This window comes from Pseudonocardia sp. D17 (genome assembly GCF_036984265.1).
Taxonomy (GTDB): Bacteria; Actinomycetota; Actinomycetes; order Mycobacteriales; family Pseudonocardiaceae; genus Pseudonocardia; species Pseudonocardia benzenivorans.
Genome location: NZ_BPRG01000076.1, coordinates 1 through 16,514 on the forward strand (window position 1 = coordinate 1; position 16,514 = coordinate 16,514).

The window sequence follows — 16,514 nt, forward strand, 5'->3', positions numbered from 1 at the left end:
CGCGAGGTCCCTGCTCGAAGCCGGCGGATTCCGACCCCGCCTACACCCTCATCTGTGAAGAGCCTGCATACTCACAGAAGATTCGCGTACTATTATGGCGTCATCAAATATATCTCACCGAGTCTGATGCTTCGCTCATTTGTCGCATTCCCGATGATCTGACTACTCGACCAACCGTCGAGGTTTATCACCGAGAGCGCAATTGACCGGAAGGTCAAGACGCCGCAGCAGTCCAATGAGACGTTTCACCCGCAACGATTTACAGAGCAGATCAAAGGTAAGGTGGTTCGGTGCGTCAACTTCCACAGCTGCCGCTTCGGCCCTACATTCTATGGGGCTATATAGCTGCAGATGCACTGCCTGACAGGCTTGACTTCGGCAGGGTTCAAATCGTCCGAGAGGCAGGCGAGAGGTTAGCACGTCTGTCCAAGGCTCGACCTAGCTTACCGATCATCAGCTCGCCAGACATGCCAATATTTGCTTCGGGCTCCCCCGCAGACTTGAGCGTTCGGTCAGACCGAATAATCTGGATTCGTGTAGATGCTCTGAACGAGAACGAGGCCTACAGCAAAGCTGTAGAACACTATCTTCCGCCGGTATTGGCCACCCTGGCGGGGAGAACGAACGGACCAGTTTTGGTGGACCTCGTCCGAGTATCTATTGAAGATAAAGATGGGAACATTGCACCAGCAATGTCGCCATTCTCCCCGTCTGCGTCTTTCCGAGGGTTCAGCGTATTATCAATGAGTCGAGCCGACTGCAGAATCCTTGAGCGTCAAGCACTAGCCGCAGCTCGGGATCAAGTAGCTAGGAACGCCGCACGGGAACTCTCGGAAGCTATTCGCCTACGATACCTGACGGGAGGTGCGGCATCCAACCTCCAAACCACATTGCTCCACTACTTCTTCACGATAGAACATATTGCTCGCGAGGTCGGCTACAGTGAAGAGAAGGACTCCGCCGTTGAGGAAAAGCAGAGAGTAATAGTAGATACGTTAAAAGAATCTCTAAATAAGGGCGGCAAGACCGCACAACTCGCTAAGCGACTCCGGCGATCTTCCCAGGAACTTGATCTACTCGAACGACGATTCCTGTCGGCACAAATAAAGGAAGCGGGAATTATGCTCGACGTTGAGCAGTCCGTCGTTGACCGAGCGATATCCTTTGCAAAGCTTCGAAATTCTCGCCTGGGTCATGCAACTCGATCCGATGTCCCAAATGAGGAATTTCAATCGTGGCTTGAGGACGCGGAGCTGACCGCGCGATCGTTCTATGCCGCCTACGTTCGACATATAGCGGCGTAGTGAGGCTCCATCCAAGGGTGGGCTGCGATAGCCCACGAAGAAAAGGGCACGATTGCCGCCTGATGATCAGCTCCGCCGGGCAGGGGCTCCGTCTATGCCCACCTCGGAAGCGCAGACTGCCGCTACTCAATCTTCTCGATGCGAACTACGGTCCCGAGGTCGCTGAGAGCCGACGACGAGTCAGGCCGTCGCTGGCGACCGGTTCGAGTCAGGCACGGTCAGCGAGGTTACTGCAGTTCTCTGCTGTGCAGCAGGCACCCGGCCACCGAGGGCCATCCCGTCGACCTGGCGCAGGCTCGAAAAGTTCCGCCCATGATCGGCCGTGTGGTAGCCCTTCGGGAGTCGTCGAAATGGCACGAACCCAGCCATCCTGGAGACAGTGCCCGCCCGGCGCGCGTGTCAGCCGTTCCCTCCAGCAGCTGCTTCTTGTGCTTCCCTAAGGGACTGTCGCACTGCCCAATAGTCGAAGTCGAAGTCATCAGCGCCGAATGCAAGAGCGGTGTCAATGACAAACTTGACACACCTGTTGAAAACCTCGTCCGTCACCTCAACGCCATCCCGGTAATGCAAAATGTAGTTGCCACTCAATACCCGAGTTGCATTCGGCATGTAAGCATCAAAGAATGCGAACTGGCGCATGTCGACCCCGAGCGAGAGGGTGCGCACCCACGAGTCCAGGCTCTCCAGCCACTCAGCGAGCTTCTCCGCAACCTTGCCCTCCTTTCTCAAGTCGAAGACACTTGGCATGAAGCTTGGTTTGGTATTGAATAGCGATTTTCCTGAGTGCCAGGCTTTTCTCTGCTGGAAGTCCCGGACCAGGGTCTCGTAGGCCAGTCGGAGCTCCTTGGTTGCTTCTCTCGGATCCTCTGGCCACTTACTCTGAGCCTGCCCGAGGTGCTCGCGCGCCTCGACACAGCGTACGAAGAGCAGAAGACTGACGTCATCGAGTGATATTCCGAATGCTTCCAGAGTAAGCGCCGCAGCAAACTCCTGAACTCGATCCAAGTGGCGGCGAACAGTAGCGTCGGAAGGCGCGTTTCCGTGATGCTTAAAATTGACCCGCGCCGTATTCAGTGCCGCCATCGCGGCTCGATGGCCGGGAATCTCTGACGTGCTGCCCAACTTCCCCACAACTGCGTCAAAGATGGCCAGGAAATCGGGCCTACTCTTGAGCGGCGCGTGTAGATGCTCTGCGGCTAGCGCAAGTAGCGATTCGGCGCCATCTTGCATCATGTTGATACTTAGTGCACCGAGAGGGGGCGGAGCACTTGCCTGCTCTTTCGCCATGACGAGCTGGTATCGGATCATGCTCAGCCATTCACTTTCCGGCTGATTGGGTCCGCTCGTTGACAAGAGTCCTCCAGTCGAGTGGCCGCCGTTTGAGATCCGGCTTTGCCGCGATATTACGTGCGGCCGCGCGGCGCTCGGGGACCGGCCGGAGGCCGCACGCCCCGGGCGGCGGGAAGCGGCGCGGCGGCGGAGCCGCCGCCTTGATACAGAAGAGAAAGTCTGAACACAGCGCGCTGACGCTGCGTGTCGGGCTCCGCTTGATCGGTAACACGCCGGCTCCAGTTGAGGGGTAACGCTCCCGCCCTCGGATCTGCTCCGTGCGACTCGTCGTCGTGCGGAGGGACCGGGGCTGATGCTCGTGGAGTTGAGCGTCGTGGAGCAGCGCTTCACGCCGTCATGGAGGTCCTGTCCGCCGGAGCACCGGTGGTCGAGGTCGCCGCCCGCTACGGCGTGTCCCGCAAAACCGTGCACGCCTGGATCCGCCGCTACCGCGACGACGGACTGACCGGGCTCGCCGACCGATCCCACCGCCCACACCACCACCCCTGGCAGCTCGCCCCGGACGTCGAAGCGCGGATCTGCGAGCTGCGCCGCGCCCACCCCCGCTGGGGGCCACGCCGCCTCGGGCACGAGCTGGCCCGGGCCGGGCTCGCACCGGTGCCGTCACGCTCGTCGATCTACCGGACCCTGGTGCGACACAACCTGATCACCCCGAAGACGCGCCAGCGGGCACGCTCGGACTACGTCCGTTGGGAACGCTCGGAGTCGATGGCGTTGTGGCAGCTCGACATCATGGGCTCGGTCATCATCGCCGACCCCACCACGGCGACCGGGACGCGAGAGGTCAAGCTGATCACCGGCATCGACGACCACTCCCGCTACCTGGTCATCGCCACCGTCGTCGCCCACCCCACCTCCCGGGCGGTCTGCCGCGCCTTCCTCACCGCCATGGACGAGTTCGGCACCCCAGAGCAGGTGCTGACCGACAACGGCATGCAGTTCACCGGCGCCTACGTCCGCCCCAAACGGACAGAGGTCCTCTTCGAACGGATCTGCCGCCGCAACGGCATCGACCACCTCCGCACCAAGATCCGCTCGCCCACGACGACGGGAAAGATCGAGCGCTTCCACCAGAGCATCCAGGTCGAACTCCTCGACCCCCACCTCGCCGCCCACGGCCCCTTCCCGAACATCGGCGCAGCCCAGGCCGCGGTCGATGCGTGGGTGCACGACTACAACCACACCCGCCCGCATCAGGCCCGCGACATGACCCCACCCGCGCAGCACTTCGTCCCCGTCCCCGCCTGCGAACGCGCCGAACTCCCGCTCTGGGCACCACCCGAACTCACCGGCATCCCCGCGCCCGCCCAGGAACCCACCGCACAGGTCACCGGACAGCCCGCCGAGCCCGCTCCGGCGCCCGCTCCGCTGGTTCCCGCAGTCGATCTCCGACCGTCACCGGCGCACCGCGACCCCGACGCCCTGGCCCCGGTCGAGCTCGACCGTGTCGTCCCCGCCAGCGGGAACCTCGCCATCGCCGGCCAACAGTTCTGGCTCGGCACCCAACGGGCCGGCCGGACCGTGTCATTCTGGATCGACACCACCACCGTCCACCTCGCCGTCGACGGCACCCATCTCAAGACCCTGCCCTCGAGGATCACCACCACCGGCCTGGCCCGACTACGCGCCGACGGCGCCCGCCCCGCAGGCTCACCACCAGCCCGGCCAGCAGCCACCGAGGCCGACCCGGTCGAAGTCCACCGCACCGTCAACCGCTCCGGGAACGTGTCCCTGGCAGGCCAGTACGTCCCGGTCGGGGCCCAGCACGCTGGACAGCGCGTGATCATCCGCCTCGACAACGACCTCGCCCAGGTCATCATCAACGACACCATCGTCCGGACCCGCCCGCTCGTTCTGAACCGAGCCCAGCGCCACCGGCTGCGCGCCGCCCAGATCGCCGCTCCACGACCCGCCGCAGCCACCGAACCCGAGCGCACCCAACGACGAGTCTCCGCACACGGCGAGACCCAGGTCATCGGCCAACGAGTTCCCGTCGGGCGCCGCTACTCCGGGCGCCTGGTCACCATCGAGATCGGCGAGACCACCCTGTTCGTCTTCGACGAAACCGGCACCATCCTGCTCAACCAAACCCCTCGGACCAGCACCAAGACACTTGCCCGGCACAAGGCCTACGGTGTCAGTCGCAACCGCACAACAGGCTAGGGACCGGAACCCATCATCTGAAGCCAAACCGTCCCGCATCATCTGGACCCCGACACGCGCTGACGCTGCGGGGCCGGGGCGACCGGCCAGGGATTAGCTGGACGCCGTCGTGCGCCCGGGAGGCTGCGTCGTCGCCGAGAGCGTCGAGGACGCGGACCGCGTAGGCCGGGGTCATGAGCTGCTCGACCTCGATCGACGTGAGCCAGCGGACGCGCTGTGCCTCGTCGGACTCCCCCGCGTCGCCACCGACTGCCGTGCAGCGGAACACCAGGGCGACGATCCCGCGCGGGAGGTTCTTGTAGGCGCCGGTGAGCCGTTCGACTTGGATGTCGACGCCGGTCTCCTCGGCGACCTCGCGCCGGACGCCTTCCTCGAAGGTCTCGCCGAGTTCGAGGACGCCGCCCGGCGGTTCCCAATGTGCATTGTCTCGGCGTTGCACGGCGAGAATGCGGCCGTCGTCGCGCACGACAATTCCGGCCACGCTCACGGAATGCTTCGGCGTGTCGGTCATGTCCCTGCTTTCCCTCGTTGACTCCGCGCAACTACGGTAACAGTCGTCTGGACGACTGGAGGAGTTCGAAGTGCAGCTCGGGAGCATCGACCGTGGCGACGACCGACCGCCGTACCGGCAGATCGCCGCGCAGCTCCGTGATGCGATCGGCCGTGGCGAGCTGCGCGCCGGTGACCGGCTGCCGTCCGAGGCCGAGTTGACCCGCCACTACGGCGTCGCCCGCATGACCGCGCGGCAGGCGATCCAGGAACTCCGCACCGAGGGCCTTGTCGTCGCCGAGCACGGCCGCGGGGTCTTCGTCCGACTCCCGGCCCCAGTGCGTCGCCTGGCGTCGGATCGCTTCGCGCGCAAGCACCGTGAGGCCGGACAGGCCGCGTTCCTGGCCGAGGCGGAAAAGGCCGGCGTCCGCGCCCAGGTCGACCAGATCGAGGTGTCGACCGCTCCCCCGACCCCGGACATGCGAGAGCGGCTCCGCCTCGCCGACGGGGACGCGGTGCTGGTGCGCTCACGCCGGTATCTGGCCGACGACCGGCCGATCGAGGTCGCCGTCTCGTACCTGCCCGCCGAGATCGCCGAGGGCACCCCCATCGCGGAGGCCCACCCCGGCCCCGGCGGCATCTACGCCCGCCTTGAGGACGCCGGACATACCCTCGACCATTTCGTCGAGGAGGTCACCGCGCGGATGCCGAGCAGCGACGAGCGCCGTCGCTTGGAGCTGCCCGACGGCGTGCCCGTGCTCGTGGTCGTCCGTACCGCGTTCGACACGACGGGTCGCCCGGTCGAGGTCTGCGACACCGTGAAGGCCGCGCCGGCCTACGTCCTTGAGTACGAGGTTCCAGCTCGCTGACCTGCGCCGACCGGAAACCCGCCGACACTTGTTGCGACTTGTCTAGACGTCCTGCTAGCTTGTAGTTACTCCCCTAGACGTCCAGTCAAGGGCAAGCGATGGAGGACGGCATGCGTGACATCCCGGTCAACCTCGGCGGCTACAAGCTCGTGATCGTCGAGCCCCCGGCACCGAAGATGCGTGAGGACGCCAACGGCGCTCAGGTCCCGGTGACCGACAAAGCGGGCGCCACCCAGTTCGTGGTCGCGTTGTTCGCGAAGCTGCGGACCAACCCGGGTGAGCGGACGCAGAAGGGCGAGGAGATCAAGGTGACTCTCGCGACCGACCCCGGCGACGGGTTCGGGGAGGACGTGCGGGTCGAGCTGGTCGACGCCCGGGTGAGTCAGTACCAGATCGACAACGGCGCGGGCCGGGTCACGTCGGGGCTGTCGTTCAAGGCGTTGGGCATCAAGCACGCCCCCGCCCCGCGCGGTGGTGGCGACAAATGAGCCGCCCGCACTGGTGGCCCTCGACCTCGGTGTCGATCGACGCGCACTTCTACGACACCGCCGCCCTCGTCCCCCGGACCTACCCGGGTGATCAGCGCGCCACCGTCTCGATCAACGGCTCCCGCGGCTGCGTGACGCTCTACGCCGAGCGCGACGGCCTCGCTCGCCTGCGCGATGTCCTGGCCGACGTCGTGGCCCAGCTCGACGCAGCCCGCCACAACCCGGCCGCCTGACCATTCCCCGGCCTGCGGGGTAGCCACCCCGAAATCTCGTCTCGCGCAATTCCGCGCACCCATTCGCAAATGCCGAGCAATTCGGCCGTGGCTACCCCCATGCCCAAATCCGGAAAGGACATCGGCGATGACCTGCACGGACTGCTCCGGAAGCGGTGCCTGCGACTGCTGCCAGGGCTACGGCACCACCACCGACACCTACCCCGGCGCCCAGGACGGCACCGACTGCACGGCCTGCGACACCACCGGGCTCTGCCCTGGCTGCCACGGCACCACCCGCCCCTGCACCACTCAGGAGGTCCTGTCATGCACGTGATCACCACGACGCGCCCCGGCGGCCGCACCCGCCCCACAACGTTCGGCGTCGGCCGTCTGGTCCGCCGGTTGGAGCGCGAGCGGCGCCAGTGGATCGTCCCGGACGGCCCGGAGCTGCCCACCGAACAGGCATGGCGCGCCGGTATCGCCGAAGGCCTGCGGCTGGCCGCCCTGGCGATCCGCAAGGGCGTCTGATGGCCCCCAACCTCAAGCCGATCAACCGCCGCGCCCTGCGTCGCTACGGCGAGTTCTGGCGCGCCCTCGCGCTCGTCGGGAACGCGCTGGCCGAGGCCGAGCAGCTCGCCGCGAAGGCGTCCGACGCGCAGTCCGCCGGGACCGAGAAGCAGACCGCGCACTGGTCCGCGCCGACCCCCGACGAGCTGCGGGCGGCGGCCAAGAAGGCCGGCCGTGCCCTGCACACCATGTCGTCGGCGGCGAAGAAATGGGAGGCCGAACTGGTCTCCCGCGAGTGGCGGCGGTGACCGCCATGTCCCGCACCGTCGACCGGTCCGTCGAAGGCCTCGACCGCGCCATGCGCGAACTGCGCGCCTCGCTGCGCGGCATCCCGTTCCGCTCCGGCGGCTTCAAGAACACCCACGACCAGCTCGCCCGCGAGGTCGCCCACCTCGTCGTCCTGCTCGACGCCGCCCGCGCCACCTTCCACAACCGCCGAGGAGCCCCACCATGTCCACCACATCCCTGACCCGCGTCCATCCCCGCAGCCACCGCCCGTCCACCCGCACCGCAGGCGCCGAGTGGCGCGCCCTCGGCTGGCTGGCCCGCCACCCCTTGTTCCTGCTCGCCGTCGCCGCCCTGATCGCCGCGCTCGCCCTCGCCGGGCCCCTCGTCACCGGTTGCGTGCTCGGCGCCCTCGCGCTCACCGTCGTCGTGTGGGGGCGCTGCCACCCGGCCACGTTCGACCGCTGGGCCGCCCCGGTGCTGCGCCCGCTCTGGCGACGCTGGACCGCCTACCGGGGCCGTCGCTGGGCCGCCGTCCTCGCCGACTGCGAACTGGCACGGGAGAACCGCCGCACCGGCCGCCTCGTCGTCCCCCGCCTGCTGCGGGTGCGCTCGTCCTCGCCCTCGATCGACACCCTCTACGTCCGCCCGGCCCGGGGACAGGACCTGCGCACCTGGACCGACCGCGCCGACGCACTCGCCGACGCACTCACCGCACACCGCGTCGCCATCACCCGCACGCGCCCCGGCGTCCTCGCGATCGTCGTGGAACGCGAGATGCCGTTCGACCACGTCATCCCCGCCCCTGAGATCCCCAGCGACTCGGCCGACGTCGACCTGTCCGCACTCGACGTCGGGGACAACGAGCACGGCCAGCCGTTCACCCTGCCGGTCAAGGGCACCCACGTCCTCGTCGCCGGCGCCACCGGGTCCGGGAAGGGGTCGCTGGTGTTCGCGCCGATGCGCGCCATGGGCCCGACGATCCGCGACGGCCTCGTGCGGCTGTGGGTGATCGACCTCAAGGGCGGCGCCGAGACCTCCCGCGGTGGGCCGCTGTTTCACCGCCACGCCACCACCATGACCGACGCGCTGCGCGTGCTCCACGATGTCCGCGATGTCATGAAGGCCCGCCAGGAACACATGCGCGCCAACAACCTTCGCCGCCTCGACGTCTCCACCGAGTGGCCGCTCGACGTCGTCGTGATCGACGAGATGGCCATGTTGACCGCCTACGGCGAGCGCTCCGACGTCCGCGACGCCCTGCGCCTCCTCGCTGAGCTGCTCACCCAGGGCCGGGCCTGCCTGATCTCGGTGATGGGCTACGTCCAGAAGCCCTCCAAGGACGTCGTCGACGTCCGTGAGCTGTTCCCTACTCGGGTCTGCCTCGGCGTCACCGCCGCCTCCCACGTCGACATGGTGCTCGGCGAAGGAGCCCGGGAGCGGGGTGCGCTGGCGGATGAGATTCCGGGCGACTCCCGCCACGCCGGGATCGGGTTCGTCATCGACCAGGGCTCGCGGCTGCCCGTGCGGTTCCGCGCCGCCTACGTGTCCGACTCCGAGATCGACGAGCTCGTCGACCGCTGCACCCCACGGCCCCGTCTGCACGCGATCGAGCTGCCCGCCGACGACGGTGAGGGGGTGGCGTGATGTGGACCGTGACCGGGTGGGCGGTCGCCGTCTGGCTCAAGCTCACCCTGTTCCTCGCGATCGCGGTCGGCGCCGCATGGTGGCTGCTACCCACCGGCTCCAGCTGGTTCCCGCTGATCCTCATCACCGCCGCTCTGGTCGAGCTGCGGGCGGTCCGCGCACTGGCCGCCGAGTGGGCCTCGGAAGCCCGTAGCTCCTGGTGGTGGCACCGATGACCCGCCACGGGTCCCGCAGCACGGAATCCGCCGGCCAAGCCCTGCTCTTCGACGACGACCTGACCCACCGCGTCCTGCGCGAGGCACGAGACCCCGGCTACGTCTTGGTCGGGATCGCGGAGAAGGTCCACACCCGAGCGATCGGCACCCGCGCGGCGGAGATGGCGATCCCGGCCCGACCCGACGAGGCAGCGACCGTCGCCCAGCTGCTCGCCGCCGGACGGCTCCACCACGGCGCCCGCGTCTCGGTCCTGATCGACAGCCGCCGCGAACCCGAGCCTGCGGTCCTGGTCGACGTCCCCGCCATCGCTGCCGGTGGCTTAGGTGCGGCGCCTGGTGAGCGGGTCCTCGTCCACGTCGACGTCGTCCGCCCCGGCCACGGCCTGGTCACCTGCGGCGCCGCCGACTTCTCCGGCTCCATCATCCGCCAGGACGGCACCTACCTGGTCGAGACCGAACACGGCGACGTCATCGGCCGCGCCCGCTCCTACAGCGCAGGCGCCGAACGCCTCGCCCGCCACCACGGCTTCCGCGCCGACCCCGTCGAGATCGAACACGAACGCGAGGTCTACGGATGACCACAACCCACGACACCGACGCTGCCCTGTCCGCGCGGCTTCGCTCGTTCGACTACCCGACCTGGCGGGCCCGCGTCGAGGCCACCGGCGGATGCGCCCACCCCGTCCGCCTGCGCGGCTCCTCCACCATCACATCGGCGTCAGGGCGGGTGCTCGTCGAGCGCACCGGGGAGGTGTGGGCACCGTGCGGGAACCGCCGCGAGACCGTCTGCCCCGCCTGCTCGGACCGCTACGCCGCCAACGCCTTCCACCTCATCCGCGCCGGACTCGCAGGCGGCGACAAGGGCATCCCGACCACCGTCACCCAGCGACCCCGCCTGTTCCTCACCCTCACCGCACCCTCGTTCGGCCCGGTCCACTCCCGACGGCTCTCAACCCGGGGTCGAGTCATCCCCTGCCCGTGCGGCGCCCACCACCGCGACGGCGACCCCAACATCGGGACCCCGCTCGACCCCGACACCTACGACTACGTCGGATCGGTGCTCTGGCAGGCCCACGCCGGGAAGCTCTGGCACCGCTTCACCATCGCCCTACGCCGCGCCCTCGCCGCCGGGCTCGGGCTGTCCGCCCGGGAATTCGCCAGCCGTGCCCGGCTCTCCTACGCCAAGGTCGCCGAGTACCAACGCCGCGGGCTCGTTCACTTCCACGCCGCGATCCGCCTCGACGGCCCCGACGGACCCACCGACCCACCACCCACCGGCGCCACCCACGAACTGCTAGTCGACGCGGTCCGCCACGCCGCCCGAACCGCCGTGCTCGAGGTCGCACGACCCGACGGCCAACCGCTCGCACTGGCCTGGGGCGCTCAGGTCGACGCCCGCCGAATCAGCGCCACCGCGGCCGCCGAGGTCACCGACAAGCGCGGCGAGATCACCGACGCCCGATTGGCCGGCTACATCGCCAAGTACGCCACCAAAGGCACCGGCAAGACCGACCAGCACCCCGACCGCCCCATCCGATCCCTGGCCCACCTCGACCACCTCCGCCTGCACCCCCACCACCGCCGCATCATCGAAACCGCCTGGCAGCTCGGCGGCCTCGACACCTACGAAGCGCTCAACCTGCGCAAGTGGGCCCACATGCTTGGGTTCCGCGGCCACTTCCTCACCAAGTCCCGCCGCTACTCCACGACCTTCCGCGCGATCCACCACGACCAGCGCACCTGGCGTCTCGCCGAGCAGCTCGACGAGCTCGGCCACGACCCAACCGCGGACCCGGTGATCGTCGTCAACAACTGGCACCTGATCGGGATCGGCCACCGCGACGAGACCGACCGGGAACTGGCCCTCGCGCACGCCGAACGCATCCGAGAGCAGCGCACCACCAGGAGGACGACGTGAAGCGCAGCGAGTCCACGCCCCTGCTCACCTACACCGTCGACGAGGTTGCTGCGCTGCTCGGCATCGCGCGGGGGGTGGCCTACGAGTCCGTCCGCAGCGGCGAGATTCCGGCGACGCGCATCGGTCGGCGCTGGCTCGTGCCGCGTAAGCGCTTCCACGCCTGGCTCGACGGCACTGCGGACCGGAGCGGGGCAGCCTGATGGCCGACATCGACGACCGTTGGTACCGGAAGGGCGCGAACGGCAAGCAGGTCCGGACCGACCGCTACGGCAAGGGCTCACGGTGGGTCGTGCGATGGCGGGATCCGGGCGGGGCGCAGCGCAAGAAGTCGTTCCGGCTCAAGACGGACGCCGAGGACTTCGCCGGTTCGGTGCGGCAGGACCTGCGCACGGGCTCCTACATCGCGCCGGACGCCGGGAAGGTGCTCGGCGAGGAATGGGCCCGCCGCTGGCTCGACGCCCAGGGACACCTCAAGGAGTCCACCCGGGAGCGGACGCGGGGCGTCGTCGAGAATCACGTCATCCCGCGGTGGGGCCGCACGCCGCTCGCAGCCGTCACCCACGCCGACGTGCAGACCTGGGTGACACAGCTGGGTCGGGAGGGCTCGTCGCCGCGGTCGGTCGCGAAGATTCACGGCGTCCTGCGGCAGCTGCTCGACTGGGCCGTCAAGGACGGTCGGCTCGCCCGGAATCCCGCCGTGGGTGTTCCGCTCCCCCGGCCCGCTCTGCATGCGCACCGGTACCTCGATCACTCCGAGGTCGCGATGCTCGCGAAGGAGTGCGGCGACTACAGCCCGCTCGTCCGCTTCCTCTCCTACACAGGCCTGCGCTGGGGTGAGGCTGCCGCGCTCCGCGTCGGCTCGGTCGACCTCAACCGACGTCGCGTCCAGGTGGTCGCCTCCGTGACCGAGGTGAACGGGCATCTCGTATGGGGCTCGCCCAAGACCCACGCCCGGCGGACGGTGCCCCTCCCACGGTTCGTCGCGCAGGCGATCGCGCCGGCCATCGAGGACCAGGACGCCGACGCGCTCGTGTTCCCCGCTCCTCGCGGTGGCGTGCTGCGAGTCCGGAACTTCCGGCGTGGTGTCTTCGACTCGGCCGTCTCGCGTGTAGGCCCCACCGGGCTGCACCCGCACGAGCTGAGGCACACTGCGGCGTCGTTGGCGATCGCATCCGGAGCGGACGTGAAGGTGGTGCAGATGATGCTGGGGCACAAGACGGCCACGATGACGCTCGACCTCTACGGCCACCTGTTCCCGGACCGGCTCGACGACCTGGCCGACCGCATGGACTCGGCGGCATGTGCCCCAGATGTGCCCCAGGACGCCGACGGCGGCGGCGACGGGACGGGGAGCCCCGGGTAGGCTCGCCGCAGGCCCTCGTAGCTCAGGGGATAGAGCACCGCTCTCCTAAAGCGGGTGTCGCAGGTTCGAATCCTGCCGGGGGCGCCCAGATCCGAACCGCACGTCGAGGCGGCTCGGGAGGCGCGTCGTGCGCCCGAGACCGCCGAACGACGGGCCACGCCGACGTCAGGCTCGGGCGGCTCAGCCGGATGCATCCCGTCCGGGCCCGGAGGTGACGGCGGCGACCAGCGCGGACACCCGGGCGACGACGGGGGCGGGCTCGGGTCTGTGCGCGAGGACGAGGGGCGCGGTCACGGGCTCGCCCGAGAGCGGGACGTAGGCGACCCCGTCGAGCCGCAGGGCACGGACCGAGTGCGGCACGAGTCCGAACCCGAGACCCGCGGCGACGAACACGACCAGCGTCCCGGTCTCGCCGACCTCCACGACGTGGGGGTCGAGGCCTGCGCGGCGGCAGACGTCGAGCACGAGCGGCTGCATCGTCGAGTGGTAGCCGGACGGGTGCGTGATCAGGGGCATGCCGTCGAGCTCACGAAGATCGACCGCGTCGGCCCGGGCCGACGGGTGGTCCCCGGGCAGCACGGCGACCAGCGGTTCGTCGCGCAACCGGAGGACCTCGAGATCGTCCGTGACCGCCGCGCCGGGCCGGAACACGGCGATGTCGAGGTCGCCCTCGCGCAGCTGGGCCATCAGTTCCGGCCCGAGCAGCTCGCCGCGCACCTCGAGCTCGACGTCGGGCAGCTCGTCGCGGACCCGACGAGTCACGTGCGGCAGCACGTCGTACGTGGCGGTCCCGACGAAGCCGAGCCGTACCCGGCCCGCCCGACCGGCGCCGAGCAGGCCCAGGTCGGCAGACGTCCGGTCGACGGCCGCGAGGATCTCGGCGGCGCGACCCCGCAGCAGCCGGCCGGCCTCGGTGAGCTCGACCCGTCGCGTGGAACGGTCCAGGAGCCGGGCACCCGTTTCGCGCTCCAGCTGCTTGAGCTGCTGCGACAGCGCGGGCTGGGCGATGTGCAACCGCACGGCCGCGCGACCGAAGTGCCGCTCGTCGGCCAGCACGACGAAGGACCGGAGATGTCGCAGCTCCACCACCACATCTTATGCGACGCACTTATCAATAGTGGCCTGATCAGTATTGGACGTGATGGATGACGTGTTCCTACGGTCGGGACGTGACGTCCTGCTACCTCTACGCAAGTGCGCGGACGGCGTTCGGCCGCTTCGGCGGCGCGCTGGCCGACGTCCGGCCCGACGACCTCGCCGCCGCGGCCCTCACCGGCGTCCTCGCGAAGACCCCGGCGCTCGACCCGGCACTGATCGGCGACGTCGTGTGGGGCTGCGCCAACCAGGCGGGCGAGGACAACCGCGACGTCGGACGGATGGCCGTCCTCCTGGCGGGTCTGCCGGTGTCCGTGCCGGCCACGACCGTGAACAGGCTCTGCGGCTCGTCCCTCGACGCCGCCATCCAGGCGTCGCGGGCCGTCGAGGTCGGCGATGCGGACGTGGTCGTCGCCGGCGGCGTGGAGTCGATGACCAGGGCGCCGTGGGTGCTGCCCAAGCCGTCGCGCGCGTTCCCCGCCGGGAACGTCACCGCGGTCTCGACGACGCTGGGCTGGCGCCTGGTCAACGAGCGGATGCCCGCCGAGTGGACGGTCTCGCTGGGCGAGTGCAACGAGCAGCTGGCGGACCGGTTCACCATCTCGCGTCGCCGCCAGGACGAGTTCGCGTCCCGGTCCCACCGCCTCGCCGCCCAGGCCTGGGCCGACGGGTTCTACGACGACCTGGTCGTCGACGTCCCCGGCGCGGGTCTGGAGCGCGACGAGAGCATCCGCGACGGTTCCACCCCGGAGACGCTCGCGGGGCTCAAGCCGTCGTTCCGGGCCGACGGGACGATCACCGCGGGCAACGCCAGCCCGCTCAACGACGGTGCCGCCGCCCTCCTGCTCGGATCGGCGGACGCGAGCACGCACATCGGGTCCGAGCCCCTCGCCCGCATCGCCGGCCGCGGCGTGCACGCCCTCGATCCTCGGGAGTTCGGCTTCGCCCCGGTCGAGGCCGCCGAGCGCGCGCTGGCCAGGGCCGGCATCGGCTGGGCCGACGTGAGCGCCGTGGAGCTGAACGAGGCCTTCGCCGCACAGTCGATCGCGTGTGTCGACGCCTGGAAGATCGACCCGGACATCGTCAACGCGAAGGGTGGCGCGATCGCCATCGGCCATCCGCTCGGCGCCTCGGGCGCCCGGATCCTCGGGACGCTCGCGGCGCGGCTGCGGGAGTCCGGCGGCCGGTGGGGTGTCGCGGCGATCTGCATCGGCGTCGGGCAGGCACTCGCCGTCGTGCTCGAGAACGTCACCGGGGCGCGCCCGTGACCGCCCGGATCTGCGACGGCTACGACGACGCGGTCGCCGGCACCGCGGACGGGTCGACCGTGCTCGTGGGCGGGTTCGGCATGGCCGGGATGCCCGTCGACCTGATCGACGCCCTGATCCGCCAGGGCGCCGCCGACCTCACGATCGTCTCCAACAACGCGGGCAACGGCGACACCGGGCTGGCCGCGCTGCTGGCGACGGGCCGGGTGCGCAAGGTGATCTGCTCGTTCCCGCGGCAGGCCGACTCCTGGGTCTTCGACGACCTCTACCGCTCCGGACGCATCGAGCTCGAGGTCGTCCCGCAGGGCAACCTGGCCGAGCGGATGCGCGCCGCCGGGGCCGGAATCGGCGCGTTCTACAGCCCCACCGCGGTGGGCACACCGCTCGCCGAGGGCAAGGAGGTCCGGGAGATCGACGGCCGTACGTACCTGCTGGAGTACCCCATCCACGGCGACCTCGCGCTGATCAAGGCCCGCACCGCCGACCGGATGGGCAACCTCGTCTACCGCAGGACCGCCCGCAACTTCGGTCCCGTCATGGCCACGGCCGCCCGCACCGTCGCCGTGCAGGTCGACCGCGTGGTCGAGACCGGCGCACTGGACCCCGAGAACGTGATCACCCCCGGCATCTACGTCGACCGCGTGGTGGCCGCCGAGCAGGAGCGCGCCGCATGATCGGCAGGATCCGCGACAAGAACGACATCGCCGCCGCCATCGCCCGCGACATCACCGCCGAGCACCCCGACGGGGCCTACGTCAACCTCGGCATCGGGCAGCCGACACTCGTCGCGGACCATCTCCCCGACGGCTCGGGGGTGGTGCTGCACACCGAGAACGGCATGCTCAACATGGGTCCGGCCGCCCACGGCGACGAGGTCGACCCCGACCTCGTCAACGCCGGCAAGGTTCCGGTCACCGAGCTGCCCGGCGCGGCGTACTTCCACCATGCCGACTCCTTCGCGATGATGCGCGGCGGGCACCTCGACGTCTGCGTCCTCGGCGCCTTCCAGGTCTCCACCGCGGGCGACCTCGCGAACTGGCACACCGGCGCCCCGGACGCGATCCCCGCGGTCGGCGGCGCCATGGATCTCGCCATCGGCGCGAAACGCGTCTGGGTCATGATGACGCTGTTCGACAAGCAGGGTGCGCCCAAGCTCGTCCCCGAGTGCACCTACCCGCTGACCGGCCTGCGCTGCGTCGAGCGCGTGTACACCGACCTCGGCACGTTCGCGGTCGGGCCGGCCGGGCTGCAGGTGCTCGAGGTCCACGGCATCGACCCCGACGAGCTGGCCCGTCGACTCGGTCTGCTCGACGCCGTCGGCGAGCGCCGAACCTGACC

21 protein-coding genes and 1 tRNA gene are annotated in these 16,514 nt (G+C 69.3%); 19 read left to right on the forward strand and 3 right to left on the reverse strand.

Annotation, left to right across the window (positions count from 1 at the left end):
- Window positions 1-290: 290 nt before the first annotated feature.
- A complete protein-coding gene (locus tag PSD17_RS13975) occupies window positions 291-1,304 on the forward strand; it encodes a hypothetical protein (RefSeq protein ID WP_339122872.1) in 1,014 nt (337 codons plus the stop codon).
- Between the two features lie 399 nt (window positions 1,305-1,703).
- On the opposite strand, the gene PSD17_RS13980 is transcribed toward PSD17_RS13975, so the two are convergent.
- Window positions 1,704-2,591 (reverse strand): hypothetical protein, encoded by an 888-nt coding sequence (locus tag PSD17_RS13980; protein WP_339122873.1) that lies wholly within the window; start codon window positions 2,589-2,591, stop codon window positions 1,704-1,706.
- A gap of 285 nt (window positions 2,592-2,876) precedes the next feature.
- Between PSD17_RS13980 and PSD17_RS13985 the strand changes: the two genes are divergently transcribed.
- A complete protein-coding gene (locus PSD17_RS13985) occupies window positions 2,877-4,817 on the forward strand; it encodes an IS481 family transposase (RefSeq protein ID WP_339122874.1) in 1,941 nt (646 codons plus the stop codon).
- A 13-nt stretch (window positions 4,818-4,830) separates the two neighbouring features.
- On the opposite strand, the gene PSD17_RS13990 is transcribed toward PSD17_RS13985, so the two are convergent.
- Window positions 4,831-5,328: an NUDIX hydrolase gene (locus PSD17_RS13990; RefSeq protein WP_339122875.1), complete on the reverse strand. Its 498-nt coding sequence runs from the start codon at window positions 5,326-5,328 to the stop codon at window positions 4,831-4,833.
- Window positions 5,329-5,398: 70 nt separating this feature from the next.
- Here PSD17_RS13990 and PSD17_RS13995 point away from each other — a divergent pair, with 70 nt between their 5' ends.
- The 14 genes from PSD17_RS13995 (at window position 5,399) to PSD17_RS14060 (ending at window position 12,897) form a co-directional block, all read left to right on the forward strand.
- A complete protein-coding gene (locus tag PSD17_RS13995; RefSeq protein ID WP_339122876.1) occupies window positions 5,399-6,175 on the forward strand; it encodes a GntR family transcriptional regulator in 777 nt (258 codons plus the stop codon).
- A 110-nt stretch (window positions 6,176-6,285) separates the two neighbouring features.
- Window positions 6,286-6,663 (forward strand): hypothetical protein, encoded by a 378-nt coding sequence (locus tag PSD17_RS14000; protein ID WP_339122877.1) that lies wholly within the window; start codon window positions 6,286-6,288, stop codon window positions 6,661-6,663.
- Entirely contained in the window at window positions 6,660-6,896 is a 237-nt protein-coding gene (locus tag PSD17_RS14005; RefSeq protein WP_339122878.1) for a hypothetical protein, read from the forward strand. Before PSD17_RS14000 ends, PSD17_RS14005 begins: the two co-directional genes overlap by 4 nt.
- A gap of 127 nt (window positions 6,897-7,023) precedes the next feature.
- Complete coding sequence (locus PSD17_RS14010; RefSeq protein WP_339122879.1) at window positions 7,024-7,212, forward strand: hypothetical protein; 189 nt, start codon at window positions 7,024-7,026, stop codon at window positions 7,210-7,212.
- Complete coding sequence (locus PSD17_RS14015) at window positions 7,203-7,406, forward strand: hypothetical protein (protein WP_339122880.1); 204 nt, start codon at window positions 7,203-7,205, stop codon at window positions 7,404-7,406. Before PSD17_RS14010 ends, PSD17_RS14015 begins: the two co-directional genes overlap by 10 nt.
- On the forward strand, window positions 7,406-7,693 hold the full coding sequence (locus PSD17_RS14020) for a hypothetical protein (RefSeq protein ID WP_339122881.1): 288 nt from the start codon (window positions 7,406-7,408) through the stop codon (window positions 7,691-7,693). The genes PSD17_RS14015 and PSD17_RS14020 overlap by 1 nt, the downstream gene beginning before the upstream one ends.
- Before the next feature lie 5 nt (window positions 7,694-7,698).
- On the forward strand, window positions 7,699-7,914 hold the full coding sequence (locus PSD17_RS14025) for a hypothetical protein (protein WP_339122882.1): 216 nt from the start codon (window positions 7,699-7,701) through the stop codon (window positions 7,912-7,914).
- The gene (locus tag PSD17_RS14030; RefSeq protein WP_339122883.1) at window positions 7,896-9,317 is read left to right on the forward strand and encodes an FtsK/SpoIIIE domain-containing protein; all 1,422 of its coding nucleotides are present in this window, start codon (window positions 7,896-7,898) and stop codon (window positions 9,315-9,317) included. Before PSD17_RS14025 ends, PSD17_RS14030 begins: the two co-directional genes overlap by 19 nt.
- On the forward strand, window positions 9,317-9,532 hold the full coding sequence (locus PSD17_RS14035) for a hypothetical protein (protein ID WP_339122884.1): 216 nt from the start codon (window positions 9,317-9,319) through the stop codon (window positions 9,530-9,532). The genes PSD17_RS14030 and PSD17_RS14035 overlap by 1 nt, the downstream gene beginning before the upstream one ends.
- Window positions 9,529-10,110, forward strand: a complete 582-nt coding sequence (locus PSD17_RS14040) for a hypothetical protein (protein WP_339122885.1) — start codon at window positions 9,529-9,531, stop codon at window positions 10,108-10,110. Before PSD17_RS14035 ends, PSD17_RS14040 begins: the two co-directional genes overlap by 4 nt.
- Window positions 10,107-11,450 (forward strand): replication initiator, encoded by a 1,344-nt coding sequence (locus PSD17_RS14045; RefSeq protein WP_339122886.1) that lies wholly within the window; start codon window positions 10,107-10,109, stop codon window positions 11,448-11,450. The genes PSD17_RS14040 and PSD17_RS14045 overlap by 4 nt, the downstream gene beginning before the upstream one ends.
- Window positions 11,447-11,650, forward strand: coding sequence for a helix-turn-helix domain-containing protein (locus PSD17_RS14050; protein ID WP_339122887.1), 204 nt, complete (start codon window positions 11,447-11,449; stop codon window positions 11,648-11,650). The genes PSD17_RS14045 and PSD17_RS14050 overlap by 4 nt, the downstream gene beginning before the upstream one ends.
- Window positions 11,650-12,813 carry a tyrosine-type recombinase/integrase gene (locus PSD17_RS14055; protein ID WP_339122888.1) on the forward strand — a complete coding sequence of 388 codons (1,164 nt, stop codon included), beginning with the start codon at window positions 11,650-11,652 and terminating at the stop codon, window positions 12,811-12,813. The genes PSD17_RS14050 and PSD17_RS14055 overlap by 1 nt, the downstream gene beginning before the upstream one ends.
- An 11-nt stretch (window positions 12,814-12,824) precedes the next feature.
- Window positions 12,825-12,897, forward strand: a tRNA-Arg gene (locus PSD17_RS14060).
- Window positions 12,898-12,993: 96 nt separating this feature from the next.
- Here PSD17_RS14060 and PSD17_RS14065 read toward each other — a convergent pair.
- Complete coding sequence (locus PSD17_RS14065) at window positions 12,994-13,899, reverse strand: LysR family transcriptional regulator (RefSeq protein WP_339122889.1); 906 nt, start codon at window positions 13,897-13,899, stop codon at window positions 12,994-12,996.
- An 83-nt stretch (window positions 13,900-13,982) separates the two neighbouring features.
- On the opposite strand from PSD17_RS14065, the gene PSD17_RS14070 reads away from it, so the two are divergent.
- The 3 genes from PSD17_RS14070 to PSD17_RS14080 are packed head-to-tail and all read left to right on the forward strand — an operon-like array spanning window position 13,983 to window position 16,512.
- A complete protein-coding gene (locus PSD17_RS14070) occupies window positions 13,983-15,176 on the forward strand; it encodes a thiolase family protein (protein ID WP_199796513.1) in 1,194 nt (397 codons plus the stop codon).
- The gene (locus tag PSD17_RS14075) at window positions 15,173-15,850 is read left to right on the forward strand and encodes a 3-oxoacid CoA-transferase subunit A (protein WP_339122890.1); all 678 of its coding nucleotides are present in this window, start codon (window positions 15,173-15,175) and stop codon (window positions 15,848-15,850) included. Before PSD17_RS14070 ends, PSD17_RS14075 begins: the two co-directional genes overlap by 4 nt.
- The gene (locus tag PSD17_RS14080; RefSeq protein ID WP_339122891.1) at window positions 15,847-16,512 is read left to right on the forward strand and encodes a 3-oxoacid CoA-transferase subunit B; all 666 of its coding nucleotides are present in this window, start codon (window positions 15,847-15,849) and stop codon (window positions 16,510-16,512) included. The genes PSD17_RS14075 and PSD17_RS14080 overlap by 4 nt, the downstream gene beginning before the upstream one ends.
- The last annotated feature ends 2 nt before the right edge of the window (window positions 16,513-16,514 follow it).

Coding starts and splice junctions, on each gene's coding strand:
- PSD17_RS13980 (WP_339122873.1), bottom strand. CDS start 2,591: ATGGCGAAAGAGCAGGCAAGTGCTCCGCCCCCTCTCGGTGCACTAAGT.
- PSD17_RS13990 (WP_339122875.1), bottom strand. CDS start 5,328: ATGACCGACACGCCGAAGCATTCCGTGAGCGTGGCCGGAATTGTCGTG.
- PSD17_RS14000 (WP_339122877.1), top strand. CDS start 6,286: ATGCGTGACATCCCGGTCAACCTCGGCGGCTACAAGCTCGTGATCGTC.
- PSD17_RS14005 (WP_339122878.1), top strand. CDS start 6,660: ATGAGCCGCCCGCACTGGTGGCCCTCGACCTCGGTGTCGATCGACGCG.
- PSD17_RS14010 (WP_339122879.1), top strand. CDS start 7,024: ATGACCTGCACGGACTGCTCCGGAAGCGGTGCCTGCGACTGCTGCCAG.
- PSD17_RS14015 (WP_339122880.1), top strand. CDS start 7,203: ATGCACGTGATCACCACGACGCGCCCCGGCGGCCGCACCCGCCCCACA.
- PSD17_RS14020 (WP_339122881.1), top strand. CDS start 7,406: ATGGCCCCCAACCTCAAGCCGATCAACCGCCGCGCCCTGCGTCGCTAC.
- PSD17_RS14025 (WP_339122882.1), top strand. CDS start 7,699: ATGTCCCGCACCGTCGACCGGTCCGTCGAAGGCCTCGACCGCGCCATG.
- PSD17_RS14030 (WP_339122883.1), top strand. CDS start 7,896: ATGTCCACCACATCCCTGACCCGCGTCCATCCCCGCAGCCACCGCCCG.
- PSD17_RS14035 (WP_339122884.1), top strand. CDS start 9,317: ATGTGGACCGTGACCGGGTGGGCGGTCGCCGTCTGGCTCAAGCTCACC.
- PSD17_RS14040 (WP_339122885.1), top strand. CDS start 9,529: ATGACCCGCCACGGGTCCCGCAGCACGGAATCCGCCGGCCAAGCCCTG.
- PSD17_RS14045 (WP_339122886.1), top strand. CDS start 10,107: ATGACCACAACCCACGACACCGACGCTGCCCTGTCCGCGCGGCTTCGC.
- PSD17_RS14055 (WP_339122888.1), top strand. CDS start 11,650: ATGGCCGACATCGACGACCGTTGGTACCGGAAGGGCGCGAACGGCAAG.
- PSD17_RS14080 (WP_339122891.1), top strand. CDS start 15,847: ATGATCGGCAGGATCCGCGACAAGAACGACATCGCCGCCGCCATCGCC.